We start from the raw sequence: 14,609 nt of genomic DNA, 5'->3' as shown, positions 1-14,609 counted from the left end.
ATTCAATAACTAACATAAAAACACATCAAAGCAACATTTTTGTTTTAATATGTAGTTTTTTGTGCTAATCCCATAAATGTGGAAATCAGAAAGACGCCGCCGCGAGCGGCATTCACAGGGAGAAAGCAGATGACCAAGGTAAAGACATCACTCGACGACGTACTGATCGCACGCCGGAATTTCCTCAAGGCGCTGGCTGCGGTCGGCGCCGCGGGTGCGGGCATGCTGCCGGGCATGTCATTCGCGCAAGAGGCCTATGCAGCCCGGCCCGATTCGGATGTCGACCGGATCAACCTTGTGGTCTGGCAGTACGGAAATATCTATCAGGAAATCGCGGACAAGTTCGAGGCCGACTGGGGCGTTCCGGTGGATACGATCATCGAGCCGAACATCGAACCGCAAATCGCCAAGCTGACCACCATGTTTGCCGCCGGCGAAGATATTGACGTATTTGTTTCGATCCTGTCGACCATGGCAAGTTACATTGATCAGGGTATTGCCGCCCCGCTTGATGGTCTTCCCGGGGTCGAGGATTACATTGCCGACATGACCCCGCTCGCGCGGTCGACCGCGACCGTTGACGGCAAATTGTGGGGGCTGCCCTATCTCTCCATTGCCTGGGCCTTTGCCTATAACGACGAGCTTTTGACCAAGGCCGGTTTTGCGGGCAAACCTTTCCAGAGCTGGGACGAGCTGACCGAACAATGCCTGAAGGCCAAGGCCGATGGCGTGTCGAAATATCCGCTTCTTTGGGTCGGTGGTCCGGCGCTGGAAACCCTGCCGGGCACCTGGTTCAGCCAGGTCTGCAACCGCGGTGGCCGGATTTTCGACGAGGACATGAACCCGGAAATGGGCCCCGGCTCGATCGCCCGCGAAGCGCTCCAGTATTTTCAGGACACGTTCATCAAGCACGAGATCGCCGATCCCGATTCACTGAACCTGAAGTTCCTGCCCGCGGTAAAGGTCTTCAACACCGGCAAACATCTCTATCTGGGCACCTTCCACAATTATTTCATGAACCAGATGAACGACCCTGCGCAGTCGCCGATTGCCGGCAAGGGCAAGATCCACGGTTTGCCGGGTGATGGCGCCACCCTCGTTGCGACCTGGTACTACATGATGTCCGACGCGACCCGTAACCGGGAATGGGCGTGGAAGTTGCTGCAATATCTTGGCGGCAGAACCAAGGACGGCGTTTATACCCAGGCGCTGAGCCTCGCCAAAAGCTCGATGCTCTATCCGGGGTTCACGTCGGTCGCGCAAAGCGACGAGGTTCGCAAAGCCTGGTCGGACCGGGTGGATGTTGATGTTCTTAACGGGATATTCGCCAGTGGCGTGAACTATGAAAAGGTTGTGCCTGCGGTCACTGAACCTTGGTACAGCAAGTGGAACGAGCAGTTGAACCTTGAACTGGCGGCCTGCCTCAAGGGCGAAATTTCGGTTGATGTGGCTTGTGACAACATAACCGCCGCCGCGATTTCCGCCAAACGCTAACGCAGCACCCAAGTCACCTGATACTGGCCCGGCGCCAGTATCAGCCGTCGCTTCACGGGCACCACCGCCCAGGAAAATTGTAGAAATATTGGACCATTCTCATGATAGGACAGTCAGACACTGCAATCGGTAAAGGCAAGGCGGCGAAACGTCGTTGGGGAGAGCTGGCCCCTTCGTGGCTGGCATTGGGGATGAATGCCCCGACCCTGATATGTTTTGCCCTCATCCTTGCGTACCCCATTTTCTTTGCCGGATACTTGTCCTTTCACGAAGTCGGCGTGCGTGAACTGCGGTCGGGAGAGTACGCCTTCAGCGGCTGGGCAAATTACGCCGAGCTGTTCAGCGATCCGGTGTTCTGGAAATCCTTGAGGAACACGGTTCTCTTTGTCGTCATTTCGGTTTTGCTTGAGGTGACGATCGGCCTGATGATCGCGTTGGTGATCAACGAACACCGGATCAAACTGTCCAAGGTCACCAAATTCCTGATCCTTGTGCCCTGGGCGGTGCCCCCGATCGTAAATGGCTTTCTCTGGGCGTTTATCTTCAACACCCAATTCGGCTATCTCAACCGTCTGCTGTATCAACTGGGCCTGATCGACGAACAGGTGATCTGGCTGGGCAATTCGTCCACGGCCTTCATGGCGATCATCATTGCCTATGTCTGGCGCACCGTTCCGTTCAACATCCTGCTTTATCATGCCGCACTTCAGGGTATCCCGGATCACCTGTACGAAGCAGCCGAGCTTGACCGCGCAACGATGTGGGAAAAGTTTCGCTATATCACCTTGCCGCTGCTGCGCCCGATCATCGCAGTGACGCTGATCTTACGGACGACGTTTGCCTTCATGATCTTCGACGAGATTTTCGCGATCACCCAAGGCGGCCCGGGCAACGATACATGGGTCGCGGCATGGTACACCTACAAGACCTCGTTCAATCCGCCGTTCAACATTGGGGTTGGCGCTGCGTCGGCCTATGTTCTGGCGTTGATCGTCGGTGTCGTTGCCATCGCATACGTCCGCTACGTCTATAAGAAAGTGGAGTACTGATCATGAAAAGAATGTCATTCCGCTATCGCATGTTCATGTACTTTGCCAATGTCCTGGTGATTTGCTTTCTGATCCTGCCCCTCGTTCCCGTGGTGCTGGGCGCGTTGCAATCCGAACGCACGCTGCAAGAAGACGTCTGGGCGCTGCTTCCGTCAGAATACACGCTGGATAATTTCCGGCTGATCCTGTCGGGCGGTGAAAACAAGGGCGAGGCGTTTCAGGGCATTGATTATTTGCCAAACTCGGTCACCTGGTTCCGCAATGCCTTTCTCAACTCGGTGCTTGTGGCCACATGTGTAACGGTGCTGACGCTGACGCTGGCCACCCTGACGGCGCTGACGGTTACCCGGCTCAAGCTGCGCTGGACTGGATACCTGATGAACGCAACGGTGATCAGTCGCATGGTGCCGCTGATCGTGCTGATGCTGCCGCTCTTTGTCGTGATGCGCAACATCGGGCTGCTCAATACCTTGCCCGGAATCATCATAGCCGAGGTCGGGCTGTTGCTTCCCTATGCAGTCATCATTCTCGTGCCCTATTTTCAGGCCTTTCCCAAAGAGCTTGAGGAATCCGCGCGGCTTGATGGGTGTACCCGGCTGGGCGCCTATGTGCGTATCGTGGTGCCGCTTTCAACACCGGCGCTGGCGGCCTCTGGCGTGATCATCTTCATCATTTCCTGGCACGAACTGCTGATCCCGCTGATCATTGCATCCAAGCCGGAATACATGACTTTGCCGGTGGTGCTGGCCGGGCTGGTATCGGACCAGTTCGTCTTTTTCACCGTCATGATGGCGATCTGTCTGATCGGTCTCGCTCCGACGCTGTTGTTGGTGCTTCTCCTGCAAAAATACCTGGTTAAAGGCCTCACCGCCGGCGCAGTAAAAGGATAATCCCATGGCCAACGTTTCCGTAGAAAATCTCAAGAAAAATTATGGTGCTGTCGAGGTGATCCATGGCATCAACGTCGACATTCAGGACGGCGAATTCGTTGCGCTTGTCGGCCCTTCAGGCTGTGGGAAATCGACCCTGCTGCGCATGATTGCCGGGCTTGAGGATGTCACGGGCGGGACTGTCAGCATCGACAGCGAGGTGATCAACGACATCGCGCCCCGGGATCGTGACATCGCAATGGTGTTTCAAAGCTATGCCCTGTACCCACATATGACCGTGGCCCAGAACATGGGGTTTGCGCTCAAGTTGGCCAAAGTTCCCGCCAGTGAGATGGACGCCCGAATTCGCGACGCTGCTGCAACCCTGAACCTGACCGATTATTTGGAAAGGTTTCCGCGTGAATTGTCGGGCGGCCAGCGCCAGCGTGTCGCCATGGGGCGTGCCATTGTGCGCAGCCCCAAGGTGTTCCTGTTTGATGAACCGCTTTCGAATCTTGACGCCAAGCTGCGCGTGCGGATGCGGACGGAAATCAAATCGCTGCATCAACGGCTTGGCGCCACTTCGGTCTATGTCACCCATGACCAGATCGAGGCCATGACGATGGCCGACCGGATCGTGGTGATGCGCGGCGGCAATATCGAACAGATCGGCTCTCCGCTCGAACTGTACGACGCCCCAACGAATGAGTTCGTGGCAACCTTTATCGGCTCGCCCGCGATCAATTTGCTGGAAGGAACGATCACTGATTCAGGGTTCCAACTGACCGATGGCAGTATCTTGCCCTTGCCCCAGGGTGTTGCCGCCGCCAATGGGCGCGCCGCGAAATATGGCATCCGGCCAGAGCATTTCGAGATTGTCGCAAGCGATGGCATGACGGTCATGAAGGTCGACGTGGTCGAACCCACCGGCAATGAAACAATCCTGAGCGGTACGATCGGCGGCCAAGAGGTGCAGATCACCCAACAAGAGAGGCTCGATCTCAGGCCCGGGCAGGGAATTTCCGTGTCATTGCGCCTTGATGCAGTGCATCTTTTCGATGCGGCGACCGGACAAAGGATCTGAGGCAATGAGCGCAACTGAACTGCATTGGATGGACGCCAGCGAAATTGCAGCCCGGGTCAGAAACAAGACGCTGTCGCCGGTTGAGGTGACCGAGGCCTGTATCACACGGATCGAAAAGTTGGATGGCGCCCTCAACGCCTTTTGCCTGCCGATGTTCGATATTGCCCGCACCAAGGCAAAAACGGCCGAAGAGGCGCAGATGCGCGGTGAATTCTGGGGGCCCCTGCATGGGGTGCCCTATGCGATCAAGGATTCAGATGATTACCAAGGGCAGGTCACCACTGTCGGTTCGCTTCCCAACGCGGGCCATGTGGCCACCGGGTTTTCACCAATCATCGAGCGGATGGAAAACGCCGGCGCGATCCCGCTGGGCAAAACCACCACGCCGGATATGGCGTGGATGGGGCTGACTTATTCCGAACTGCACGGCATGACGCATAATCCGTGGGACAAGACGCGCAATCCCGGTGGCAGTTCCGGCGGCTCTGCCGTTGCGGTGGCGACCGGCATGGTCCCGCTGGCAACGGGAACGGACGGCGCCGGATCAATCCGGATTCCGGCATCCTTTTGCGGCATCTACGGCCTGAAGCCATCGCACGGCCGCATCCCTTTGATGCTGCCCAATACCAACCAACATACCCATTACGGCCCATTGACCCGAAATGTCACCGATGCCGCGTTGATGATGGAGGCCTGCTCAGGCCCCGATGATCGCGACCTCTATTCGCTGGAATGCCCGTCGCCCAAGTATCTGGAGAGCCTCGACAAGCCGCTCAAGGGCATGCGTATCGGATGGAGCGCGGATCTTGGTTTCGTTGACAAGATTGACCCAGAGGTTCTGGCCGCCTGTGAAAAGGCGGCCCAGCGGTTCTGTGATCTCGGCGCCGAAGTCGTGGCCGCAGATCTGGACCTTTCGGGGTTGATGGAGATTGCCAAACGCAATTGGCAGGCGATCATGTCGGCCATCGTGTTTCATCGTCTTGGGGATCAGCTCGACAGGCTTGATCCCGCGCTTGTTGCTTGTGCCCGTGGCGCGTTGAATCAGACCTCTGGGGAATTCCTGTTCGACAAGGTGAACGCCTTTCCGATCTTTCAGCGCCTCGTTGCATGGTTTGGTCAGCACGATCTGTTGCTGACGCCGACAGTGGCCTGCCTGCCGGTCACCAATGGCCGACTGCGGCCCGAAGATTATCCGGAACACGATTGGGACTGGATGGAATGGGCGCCCTTCAGTTCTCCGTTCAATGTGTTCCACAACCCGGCTGCCAGCGTTCCCGCCGGCCTGTCCAGGCAGGGCTTGCCCATCGGCCTGCAAATTGTCGGGCCGCGCCATGGGGATGCATTGGTCTTGCAGGCGTCCCGCGCGTATGAGCTGATGGCCCCGTGGGCCCACCAGCGACCGCCCGAATAAGCAGGGGCAGGTGCGTGAATCATTGACATTTTTTGTTCGTTTTTGGTAGATTTCATTTATGTTCACTGGATGAACGCAAGTTTGAGTTGTGAAAATGACCACAAAACGTATCCCCGCCACTGTCCGCCTTGAGGCCATTCTGGCCGAGGTGGAGGGCAATGGCCACGCCTCGGTCAGCGAGATCGCCGAGCGGCTGGGCGTGTCGGAAATGACAATCCGGCGGGATATGGACAAGCTGGGTGCCGAAGGGCATGTGGTGCGGACCCACGGCGGGGCGCATTCGAACGACGGCTTGCGCAGCAAGGTGTTCGAGATGATCGAGCCGAGCGTCGAAAACCGTGCCACCCGCAACCGGCCCGAGAAAATGCGCATTGCGGCCAGCGCGGTCCGTCGCATCCAGCCGCGCGAAACGATTGCCATCGACGTTGGGACCACATGTTTCGAACTCGCATCACTGATATCTGACAACACGGTTCACATTGTCTGTGCTTCGTTGCCGATCCAGGGTCTGCTTGCGAAGAACCAGATGCAGATTTACGCACCCTGCGGGCGGATTGCAGGCGCCGACCCTTCGACGGTGGGGGCACAAACCATCGCCTATCTGCGGGATTTCAGATTCGAAATCGCCTTTCTTGCGGTGGCGGGGATCACCGAAGACGGGTTGTTCGATTATTCCATCGAAGACGCGGAAATCAAGAAAACCCTCGCGGCCCAATCGCTGTCGCGGGTGCTTTTGGTCGATAGTTCCAAGGTTGGGAAATCTTCTGCGGTCCGGGTGATGGGGTTTGACATAATTGATGTTCTGATCACCGACGCCCCGCTTCCCGTGGAAATGGCTGCGGTCCTGGCCGATTTCGATGTCGAGGTCGTGATCGCGGTCTGATGCCGCGAAATGGCACAAATATCTAACATTATCGACCACAACATAACACAATAAGTTTGATTTTGGTGTTTTTTGGTGCTATTTGTTTGTGACCCTTCCCCATCCCGCCGAAACGAGAGGTCCCTATGCGCATCATTTACATAGACGTCGATTCTCTGCGACCCGACCACACCTCGCCATATGGCTATGCGCGGAAATTGACACCGAACATTCAGTCGATTGCGGACAAGGGTGTCCGGTTTGATGAATGTCACAGTTCCGACACCCCGTGCGTGCCTTCCCGCGCCGGGTTCACCACGCAAAGATTCGGCATCACAACCGGGGCAATCGGGCATCAATCCAACGACGGCGATCTCTATCTGACAGAGTCGCGCAGCCAGCGCGGCGATGCGCCCTTTCTTGGCTTTCACCTGGCCAACACCGGCGGATATCACACCGTTGGCATGACCTGCTTTGCCGAACGGCATCAGGCCTATTGGTTCCATGGCAACTTCATGGAATTCCTGCGCCCCAGCCTGTCATTGGGTATCGACGAAGACGCGGCAGAGGTGGCCGACACGGCGCTGGGTTGGCTCGACAGGCGGGGCAAGGATGACAAGTGGTTTTTGATGCTCAACTTCTGGGATGCCCATCGCGATTACCAGATCGACAAGGCGACGCTTGATCGCGCTGCGGCCAGCGGGCCAGCGCCCGAATGGCCCGACGCCGACACGATCGCCGCGCATCAGACCCTTTACGGCGCGGCCACAGCCCGGGATCTGCACGGCGCTTACGGCGATCCGTCGCCAAACCCCGAGATCACGCCACATGCGATCAGTGATCGCGCCGATTTCGAACAGCTGATCAACGGCTATGACGGTGCAATTTCCTATATCGACCATCACATCGGCAGGATTTTGCAGAAACTCAAGGAATTGGGAATCGAAAAGGACACGGCCATTGTCTTTACTGCCGATCACGGCGAAGCCTTTGGCGAACATGGCATCTATGGCGAACACGCCTATGCCCACCCCGCGACAACACGGGTTCCGCTGATCGTTCATTGGCCCGGCGTGACCGACCGGCTGCCCGACGAAAAGCGATCACATGACGGATTGTTCTATCACCTTGATTTCGGCCCCACGCTTTGTGACATGTTGGGCCTGCCCACGCCTGAGGGATGGCACGGCAGATCGTTTGCACCCGTTTTGCGCGGCGAAGATTTCGACGGGCGCGATCACCTGATCCTCAGCCAAGGGGTTCACACCTTTCAACGGGCGGTGCGCAAAGGCGATCTGCTCTATATCCGCACGTTGCATCCGGGCACTTACAAGGCGGATCCCGAGGCGCTCTATGACCTGTCCGATGATCCGCACATGACGAAAGATCTGATGCCGGGTCACCCCGAACGCGCCACACCGTTAAAGGCTGACCTCGCCGATTGGTGGTTCGAATATGCCGGACGCCCCACGTCCGAACCTGACAAGTTGCAGCAGAATCTCGCACGTGGGCCGGTTTTGTATTCCGAACCAGAGCGGTATCTTGCGCGACTGGAAACATCCGGCCGCAGTGATCTTGCCGCCGATTATCGAACGAGGTTGGGTGGCTTTCTGAAAGACCCGCACGCAATCCCGGCCCATGAGAAGGCAAAGCCAAAACCCGTCTGATTCAGGCGGGTCATCGCCTTGCCGGACATTGGGCAACATTCATCCCAACGCATAGCCCGCGCCGCGGACAGTTCTGATCGGATCAGACGCGCCGTTTGGGCAAATTGCCTTTCTGAGGCGCCCGATATGGACATCGACAGTTCGGGTGTCGACGTAAATGTCACGCCCCCAGACCCGATCAAGCAGTTGCTCCCGGCTCCAGACACGCCCGGGCTTTTCCATCAAGGCCGACAAGAGCCGAAATTCCGTCGGGCCAAGCTTTAGCACCTTTTCGTCGCGTGACACTCTGTGCGTTTCGGCGTTCAGCACGATATTTTCAAACTGCAGGCGCTGACCGGCTGACGCTGGCCGCACCCGGCGCAGTTGATTGCGGACCCGCGCCAGAAATTCGGCGACGGAATAGGGCTTGGGAACATAATCATCTGCTCCGGTTTCAAGCCCGCGAACCCGATCGCCTTCTTCGCCGCGCGCGGAAATCATCAGAACGGGTATTCCGCGTGTCGATGATCGCGCCTTGAGACGACGACAAATCTCGATACCGGACACACCCGGCAGCATCCAGTCCAGCACAATGACATCCGGAACCTGCTCTTCGATAACCAAAAGAGCTTCGTCACCGGTTTCCGCCTGCAAGACCGTAAAGCCCTGGCTGCCGAGATTGTAGACAAGCACCGCACGTTGGGCAGGTTCGTCTTCTACGACAAGGATGATCGGTTGGTCAGGTCTCATGCGCCGTACTGCTCCATCGCGGGGGCAAGGGAGGTCGTGTCGTTCTTTGGGCGATCATCGTCGGGTAAATCGCCAGAAACCAGATAAATCACCTGTTCAGCAATCGATGTACTGTGATCGCCCATCCTCTCGATGTTCTTGGCAATGAAATGGAGGTGCATGCAGGCGGTGATGTTGTGGGTGTCCTCCATCATATGTGTCAGAAGCGACCTGAACAGGACGTTGTACATTTGATCTACGTCGCGATCCCGTGTGCGAACCTCTTGTGCCTTTTCGACATCGCGGCGGATATAGGCATCAAGCGCATCGTTGATCATGTGTTGAACGGCCATCTGCATCGCCCGCAAGGCAGACGATGCCCCGGTGATCGGCTGTTCCCGGGTCACGACGGTCGTGCGTTTCGCAATGTTTTTTGCATAGTCGCCGCAGCGCTCCAGATTGGAACTGATGCTCATGACTGTCAGAACGGTGCGAAGGTCGCTTGCTGTCGGCGATCTGGTCGCCAGTATCCGGGCGCAATCCAGCTTGATGGTTTCATCGAGCCTGTCGATCGCCCTGTCATTCCGGCGGACGGCTTCAGCTTGCTCCAGATCTTGGATTTCGAGAGCCCGGGCCGCTTGGATCATCGCTGACTCGACAAGACCGCCCATCTTCATGACCATGGCCTGCACGCCTTCAAGATCACGATCAAACGCGCTGGCAATATGCTGTGGGTTCATGCCAATTCTCCTATCCGATCCGCCCGGTAATATAGCTCTCGGTCCGACCGTCACGGGGGTTCGTGAATATCGCGCTTGTGTCGCCATACTCGACAAGGTTTCCGAGATGAAAGAATGCCGTTTTCTGGCTGACCCGCGCGGCCTGCTGCATCGAATGCGTGACAATCACGACGGTAAAGTTCTGGCGCAGACTGTCGATCAGTTCTTCGACCTGCGACGTTGCAATAGGGTCAAGGGCGGAACACGGCTCGTCCATCAAAAGAACCTCGGGGTTTGTCGCGATGGCTCTTGCGATGCAAAGACGTTGCTGTTGACCACCTGACAGGCCGGTTCCCGGCGCGTGCAACCGATCTTTGACCTCGTTCCAAATCGCCCCACGACGAAGCGATTTTTCAACGATTTCATCCATATCGGCCTTGGATTTTGTCAATCCGTGAATTTTCGGGCCATAGGCGATATTGTCGTAGATAGATTTGGGAAACGGGTTCGGCTTCTGGAATACCATTCCGACACGGGCCCGCAGTTGCACCGGATCAACGTCGCGATCATAGATATCTGCGCCATCAATCAGAATGTCACCTTCGACGCGGCAAATATCAATGGTATCGTTCATGCGGTTGATGCACCGCAGGAATGTCGACTTGCCGCAACCTGACGGGCCAATAAAGGCGGTTACCGTGCGTTCCTTGATTTCAACGCCGACATCCTTGATCGCATGGGTGTCGCCATAGTGAACCTGAACACCCTTGGCGCTGATCTTGGTCGCATGTGTATCGACATCGGCGTCGATTGCTCTGAGGTCGTCCACGGACTCTCCTTTCGGGGTTACCATTTGCGTTCAAACTTGCTGCGCAGGAAGACCGCGATGGCGTTCATCATGATCAGAAAGGCCAGCAATACGAGAATTGCAGCCGAGGTTCGGCTGACAAAGCCGCGCTCTGGGCTGTCTGCCCATATAAAGATTTGTGTGGGCAGGGCGGTCGCGCTTTCAAAGGGGGTGCCCGGGGCCGACGTGATGAAGGCGTTCATCCCGATCAGCAGCAGCGGCGCGGTTTCGCCCAATGCCTGCGCCAGACCGATGATCGTGCCGGTAAGAACGCCCGGCATGGCCAGCGGCACAACGTGACCGAAAACCACCTGTTGTTGTGATGCGCCAACGCCCAATGCAGCTTCGCGTATGGACGGCGGAACAGCCCTGAGCGCGGCGCGCGTCGCAATGATGATCGTCGGCATGGTCATCAGCGCCAGCGTCAGGCCACCCACGAACGGCGCCGAACGCGGCATCCCGAACCAGCCGATGAATACCGCAAGCGCCAAAAGGCCAAAGACCACAGAGGGAACAGCGGCGAGGTTGTTGATATTGACCTCGACAAGATCGCTGATCTTGTTTTTCGGCGCAAATTCCTCGAGCCAGACCGCCGCGCCGATGCCCAGCGGAAACGAGATCAGAAAGCAGATCAGAAGCGCCCAGAACGATCCCATGATTGCCCCCCTGAGGCCGGCAAGTTCAGGAAAGCGGCTGTCGGCACGTGTGATCAGGCCGGTATTGACGCGCGATGTGATGGCACCCGCTTGCATCAACTGATCATAGTAACCGATTTCGTCGTCCTTCAGGCTCCGAAAGGTCTCTGGGGTGTTTCGGTCAAGCAGACCTTTATAGAGCTGATCGTAAGGGTCCGAAACCGGCACCGTGATCGTGACCTTCTGCCCGATCAGTTCGGGATCGCCAACCACCCTGTCGCGCAGGGCGAACTGGGCGCCGTTTGACAAGATCCTGCCAATCGTGCGCAGTGTCCCACGGTCTGTCGGATTGACCGACGGCAGACGCGCGGCAAGCGCCGTGGAAAGAAATTCGTCAAAACTACCGCGCTCTGGCCTGTCGCGGTCAACCCTGGCGGGGTCAATGTACACGTCGAGCGTGATTTGCGTTTGCGTGAACGCTTTGTACCCCGTCGACAGAAGCGACCCGAGCAGGATGAACAACATCAGAAATGCGGTGCATATGGCCGCAACCCCCAGACCCTGAAGGATCCATTGTTTGCGGTGGCGCCGTGCGAGGGTTCCACGCACTTTGCCGATCGTCGCCTCGGGCATGGAACCGGAGGGAATATCTGTCATTTGTCTGATCCTCAGTCGTAGGCTTCGCGGTATTTCCGAACGATCCGAAGCGCGAAGATGTTGATGATGAGCGTGACGATGAAAAGCATCATCCCAAGGGCAAACGCCGCCAGGGTCTTGGGGTTGTCAAAGGACGTGTCACCGATAAGAAGCGTGACAATCTGAACGGTGACGGTCGTAACGCTTTCCAACGGATTAAGGGTCAGGTTTGCGATCAGTCCGGCTGCCATGACAACGATCATCGTTTCGCCGATCGCGCGACTGACGGCGAGAAGCACACCGCCGACGATACCGGGGATCGCCGCCGGAAAAAGGACGTTCAGCACGGTTTCGGCGCGCGTCGCGCCAAGCGCCAGGGCACCATCACGCATGGCGCGGGGGACCGCCGACAGCGCATCGTCGGCAAACGACGAAATAAAGGGAACCAGCATGATGCCCATCACACCACCCGCTGCCAGGGCGGTGTTGGGCGCAACGGGAATGCCCAGCGAGGCACCGAAACTGCGGATTGCAGGCGCGACGACAAGAACCGCAAAGAAACCGTAAACAACCGTTGGCACGCCAGCGAGGATTTCGAGGATCGGCTTGCAGACAGCCCGTACCGGTTTGGGCGCGAATTCAAAAAGGTAGATCGCCGAAAGCAACCCGACCGGCACCGCGATCAGAATGGCGACGATGGTAATCACGACCGTTCCGACGATGACCGGAATCCACCCAAAGGCCCCGGCAGCAGCGATCTGATCTGCTCTGATGGGTATCTGGGGTTCCCAGTTCAAACCGAAAAGAAATTCGCTCAACGGCACGAGCCGCAGAAATTTGAACGTCTCGAAGGCAAGGGATGCAACGATACCCACGGTGGTGAATATAGCGACGACAGAGCAAAAGATCATAAGCCCAGAAACGATTTTTTCGACACCCTGACGGGCGCGAAACGACGCGGCAACCTTGCGCCGCGCGAATGCCGCAATCCCGGCGCTGAGTATCGCCGTCATCAGCACGAGCGCCAGGGATGCCATCTGCCGCAGATCGCTCAGCCGCTCGGCGGCGCTGATCTTCCATGGTTCTGGCGTGCCGAAGATACGACCGCCCGCGACCGATTTGATTTCAGCAAGAATAAGATCGGCCTGCCCCTGACTGACCCCGTCAAGGGTTCCCTCGGGCAGGCCCCGCATCACCACGGCATTGATGACCGACCCCTGAAGTACCAGCCATGCCAGAATGATGACAAGAACCGGTACAAGGATCAACAACAGCGCAAAGAGGCCGTGATAGCCGGAAACGGAATGAAGCCTTTGTCCGTCATCCCTGATCCCGATGGCGGCGCGTCGGTTCAACGCATAGGCCACAAGACTGGCAGCAATAAGAATAGCGAAAGCCAAGGTCGTCATCGGAAAGTCCCGCCTGATTAAGGATGCCCGGGCCGGAAATCTCCGACCCGGGCGCGTTACGCCGCACGTCAGCTTGCAGGAGCGTCCATGGCGGTGCTGTTCAGCACGGCTTTCTGAAGCGCGTTCATGCGCTCTTCGGCCAGCGGAACGAGGCCACGCTCGGACAGATAGCCACCCGACGCCAGCGCATCATCGGACATATATTCCTCGATAAATTCGTTCAGGTTCGGGATCACGCCGCGGTGCGCGTTCTTCACGTAAAAATACAGCGGGCGCGAGATCGGATAGGATTTGTCGGCGATGGTGTCGATGGACGGCTCGACGCCTTCGATGGCAACACCCTTCAACTTGTCGAGGTTCTCGTACAGGAACGAATACCCGAAGATGCCCATGGAGTTCGGGTCAGCCTCGATACGCTGAACGATCAGGTTGTCATTTTCGCCCGCTTCGACGAATGGGCCGTCGGTGCGCATGCGCGAACAGTTCTCGTCAATCCAATCACCGTCAAAGCCACCACTTGCGACATAGTCCAGTTCCCTGCAACCGGCATGCATCGCCAGTTCGACAAAAGCATCGCGCGTGCCCGAAGTCGGCGGCGGGCCATACGCCAGGATTTCGGTGCCAGGCAGGCCCGGGTTGATTTCCGACCATTTGGTATAGGGGTTGTCGACCCACGCACCGTTGACTGGCACCTGGGCCGCGAGGGCAAGGTACACTTCGCCGAGTGTGAGGCTCCAGTCCTGATCGTTGTCGCGTGAAATCGCCAGCGACAGACCATCAAAGCCGATCAGTGCTTCCGAAATATCGGTGACACCGTTCTGTTTGCAAAGTGCGTATTCCGATGCTTTCATGGCACGCGACGCGCCGGTAATGTCAGCATGCGCTTCGCCAATGCCGCCACAGAAAATCTGCATGCCACCGCCCGTACCGGTCGATTCGACAATGGGCGAAGGTGCGCCGGTGTTGTTGGCGAATTGTTCTGCCACGGCTTGGGTGTACGGAAAGACCGTCGACGATCCGACGATGCGGATTGCATCACGGCTTTGCGCAACGGCAGCGACCGCAGAGATGCCAGCGACCGCACAGACAGTTGCAGCCAGTTTCAGATGATACATGGAATACTCCCAGGTTTGCATCGGTCGAGAACACGACCTGGGTGCCGGATACGCTGCTATTGTGATGCGTATGTAAGAGTTTTGTTACACTTTTGTGACAAGAT

Annotated in this window: 13 protein-coding genes; 7 read left to right on the top strand and 6 right to left on the bottom strand. The window is 57.4% G+C overall.

What is annotated here, in order from left to right:
* Positions 1 to 129: 129 nt before the first annotated feature.
* From AC0L7P_RS22275 to AC0L7P_RS22245, 7 genes are all read left to right on the top strand, one after another.
* Positions 130 to 1,494, top strand: a complete 1,365-nt coding sequence (locus AC0L7P_RS22275) for an extracellular solute-binding protein (protein ID WP_473436316.1) — start codon at positions 130 to 132, stop codon at positions 1,492 to 1,494.
* A gap of 278 nt (positions 1,495 to 1,772) precedes the next feature.
* Positions 1,773 to 2,543, top strand: a complete 771-nt coding sequence (locus AC0L7P_RS22270) for a carbohydrate ABC transporter permease (RefSeq protein ID WP_473436315.1) — start codon at positions 1,773 to 1,775, stop codon at positions 2,541 to 2,543.
* A 2-nt stretch (positions 2,544 to 2,545) separates the two neighbouring features.
* Positions 2,546 to 3,433: a carbohydrate ABC transporter permease gene (locus AC0L7P_RS22265; protein WP_473436314.1), complete on the top strand. Its 888-nt coding sequence runs from the start codon at positions 2,546 to 2,548 to the stop codon at positions 3,431 to 3,433.
* A 4-nt stretch (positions 3,434 to 3,437) separates the two neighbouring features.
* The gene (locus tag AC0L7P_RS22260) at positions 3,438 to 4,496 is read left to right on the top strand and encodes an ABC transporter ATP-binding protein (protein WP_473436313.1); all 1,059 of its coding nucleotides are present in this window, start codon (positions 3,438 to 3,440) and stop codon (positions 4,494 to 4,496) included.
* Positions 4,497 to 4,500: 4 nt separating this feature from the next.
* On the top strand, positions 4,501 to 5,907 hold the full coding sequence (locus tag AC0L7P_RS22255) for an amidase (protein ID WP_473436312.1): 1,407 nt from the start codon (positions 4,501 to 4,503) through the stop codon (positions 5,905 to 5,907).
* Positions 5,908 to 6,001: 94 nt separating this feature from the next.
* Positions 6,002 to 6,790, top strand: coding sequence for a DeoR/GlpR family DNA-binding transcription regulator (locus AC0L7P_RS22250; protein WP_473436311.1), 789 nt, complete (start codon positions 6,002 to 6,004; stop codon positions 6,788 to 6,790).
* A 125-nt stretch (positions 6,791 to 6,915) separates the two neighbouring features.
* Complete coding sequence (locus tag AC0L7P_RS22245; RefSeq protein WP_473436310.1) at positions 6,916 to 8,436, top strand: sulfatase family protein; 1,521 nt, start codon at positions 6,916 to 6,918, stop codon at positions 8,434 to 8,436.
* Positions 8,437 to 8,475: 39 nt separating this feature from the next.
* Here the strand turns inward: AC0L7P_RS22245 and phoB are convergent, their stop codons facing one another.
* The 6 genes from phoB to AC0L7P_RS22215 form a co-directional block, all read right to left on the bottom strand.
* Positions 8,476 to 9,165 carry a phosphate regulon transcriptional regulator PhoB gene (phoB, locus tag AC0L7P_RS22240; protein WP_473436309.1) on the bottom strand — a complete coding sequence of 230 codons (690 nt, stop codon included), beginning with the start codon at positions 9,163 to 9,165 and terminating at the stop codon, positions 8,476 to 8,478.
* Positions 9,162 to 9,884: a phosphate signaling complex protein PhoU gene (gene phoU / locus AC0L7P_RS22235; protein WP_473436308.1), complete on the bottom strand. Its 723-nt coding sequence runs from the start codon at positions 9,882 to 9,884 to the stop codon at positions 9,162 to 9,164. Before phoU ends, phoB begins: the two co-directional genes overlap by 4 nt.
* Before the next feature lie 10 nt (positions 9,885 to 9,894).
* Entirely contained in the window at positions 9,895 to 10,716 is an 822-nt protein-coding gene (gene pstB / locus AC0L7P_RS22230) for a phosphate ABC transporter ATP-binding protein PstB (RefSeq protein ID WP_473436307.1), read from the bottom strand.
* Positions 10,710 to 12,002, bottom strand: coding sequence for a phosphate ABC transporter permease PstA (pstA, locus tag AC0L7P_RS22225; RefSeq protein ID WP_473436306.1), 1,293 nt, complete (start codon positions 12,000 to 12,002; stop codon positions 10,710 to 10,712). Before pstA ends, pstB begins: the two co-directional genes overlap by 7 nt.
* A gap of 11 nt (positions 12,003 to 12,013) precedes the next feature.
* Positions 12,014 to 13,390, bottom strand: a complete 1,377-nt coding sequence (gene pstC, locus AC0L7P_RS22220; protein WP_473436305.1) for a phosphate ABC transporter permease subunit PstC — start codon at positions 13,388 to 13,390, stop codon at positions 12,014 to 12,016.
* Positions 13,391 to 13,458: 68 nt separating this feature from the next.
* Positions 13,459 to 14,505 (bottom strand): substrate-binding domain-containing protein, encoded by a 1,047-nt coding sequence (locus AC0L7P_RS22215; RefSeq protein ID WP_473436304.1) that lies wholly within the window; start codon positions 14,503 to 14,505, stop codon positions 13,459 to 13,461.
* Between the last annotated feature and the right edge of the window lie 104 nt (positions 14,506 to 14,609).

It is taken from the genome of Oceaniglobus sp. K40-3 (assembly GCF_055808395.1).
This window is presented reverse-complemented; position numbering and strand designations above follow the sequence as displayed.

Excerpts from the sequence above, each read along its gene's own strand:
- AC0L7P_RS22275 (WP_473436316.1), top strand. The coding sequence starts at position 130 with ATGACCAAGGTAAAGACATCACTCGACGACGTACTGATCGCACGCCGG.
- AC0L7P_RS22265 (WP_473436314.1), top strand. The coding sequence starts at position 2,546 with ATGAAAAGAATGTCATTCCGCTATCGCATGTTCATGTACTTTGCCAAT.
- AC0L7P_RS22260 (WP_473436313.1), top strand. The coding sequence starts at position 3,438 with ATGGCCAACGTTTCCGTAGAAAATCTCAAGAAAAATTATGGTGCTGTC.
- AC0L7P_RS22255 (WP_473436312.1), top strand. The coding sequence starts at position 4,501 with ATGAGCGCAACTGAACTGCATTGGATGGACGCCAGCGAAATTGCAGCC.
- AC0L7P_RS22250 (WP_473436311.1), top strand. The coding sequence starts at position 6,002 with ATGACCACAAAACGTATCCCCGCCACTGTCCGCCTTGAGGCCATTCTG.
- AC0L7P_RS22245 (WP_473436310.1), top strand. The coding sequence starts at position 6,916 with ATGCGCATCATTTACATAGACGTCGATTCTCTGCGACCCGACCACACC.
- phoB (WP_473436309.1), bottom strand. The coding sequence starts at position 9,165 with ATGAGACCTGACCAACCGATCATCCTTGTCGTAGAAGACGAACCTGCC.
- phoU (WP_473436308.1), bottom strand. The coding sequence starts at position 9,884 with ATGAACCCACAGCATATTGCCAGCGCGTTTGATCGTGATCTTGAAGGC.
- pstB (WP_473436307.1), bottom strand. The coding sequence starts at position 10,716 with ATGGTAACCCCGAAAGGAGAGTCCGTGGACGACCTCAGAGCAATCGAC.
- pstA (WP_473436306.1), bottom strand. The coding sequence starts at position 12,002 with ATGACAGATATTCCCTCCGGTTCCATGCCCGAGGCGACGATCGGCAAA.
- pstC (WP_473436305.1), bottom strand. The coding sequence starts at position 13,390 with ATGACGACCTTGGCTTTCGCTATTCTTATTGCTGCCAGTCTTGTGGCC.
- AC0L7P_RS22215 (WP_473436304.1), bottom strand. The coding sequence starts at position 14,505 with ATGTATCATCTGAAACTGGCTGCAACTGTCTGTGCGGTCGCTGGCATC.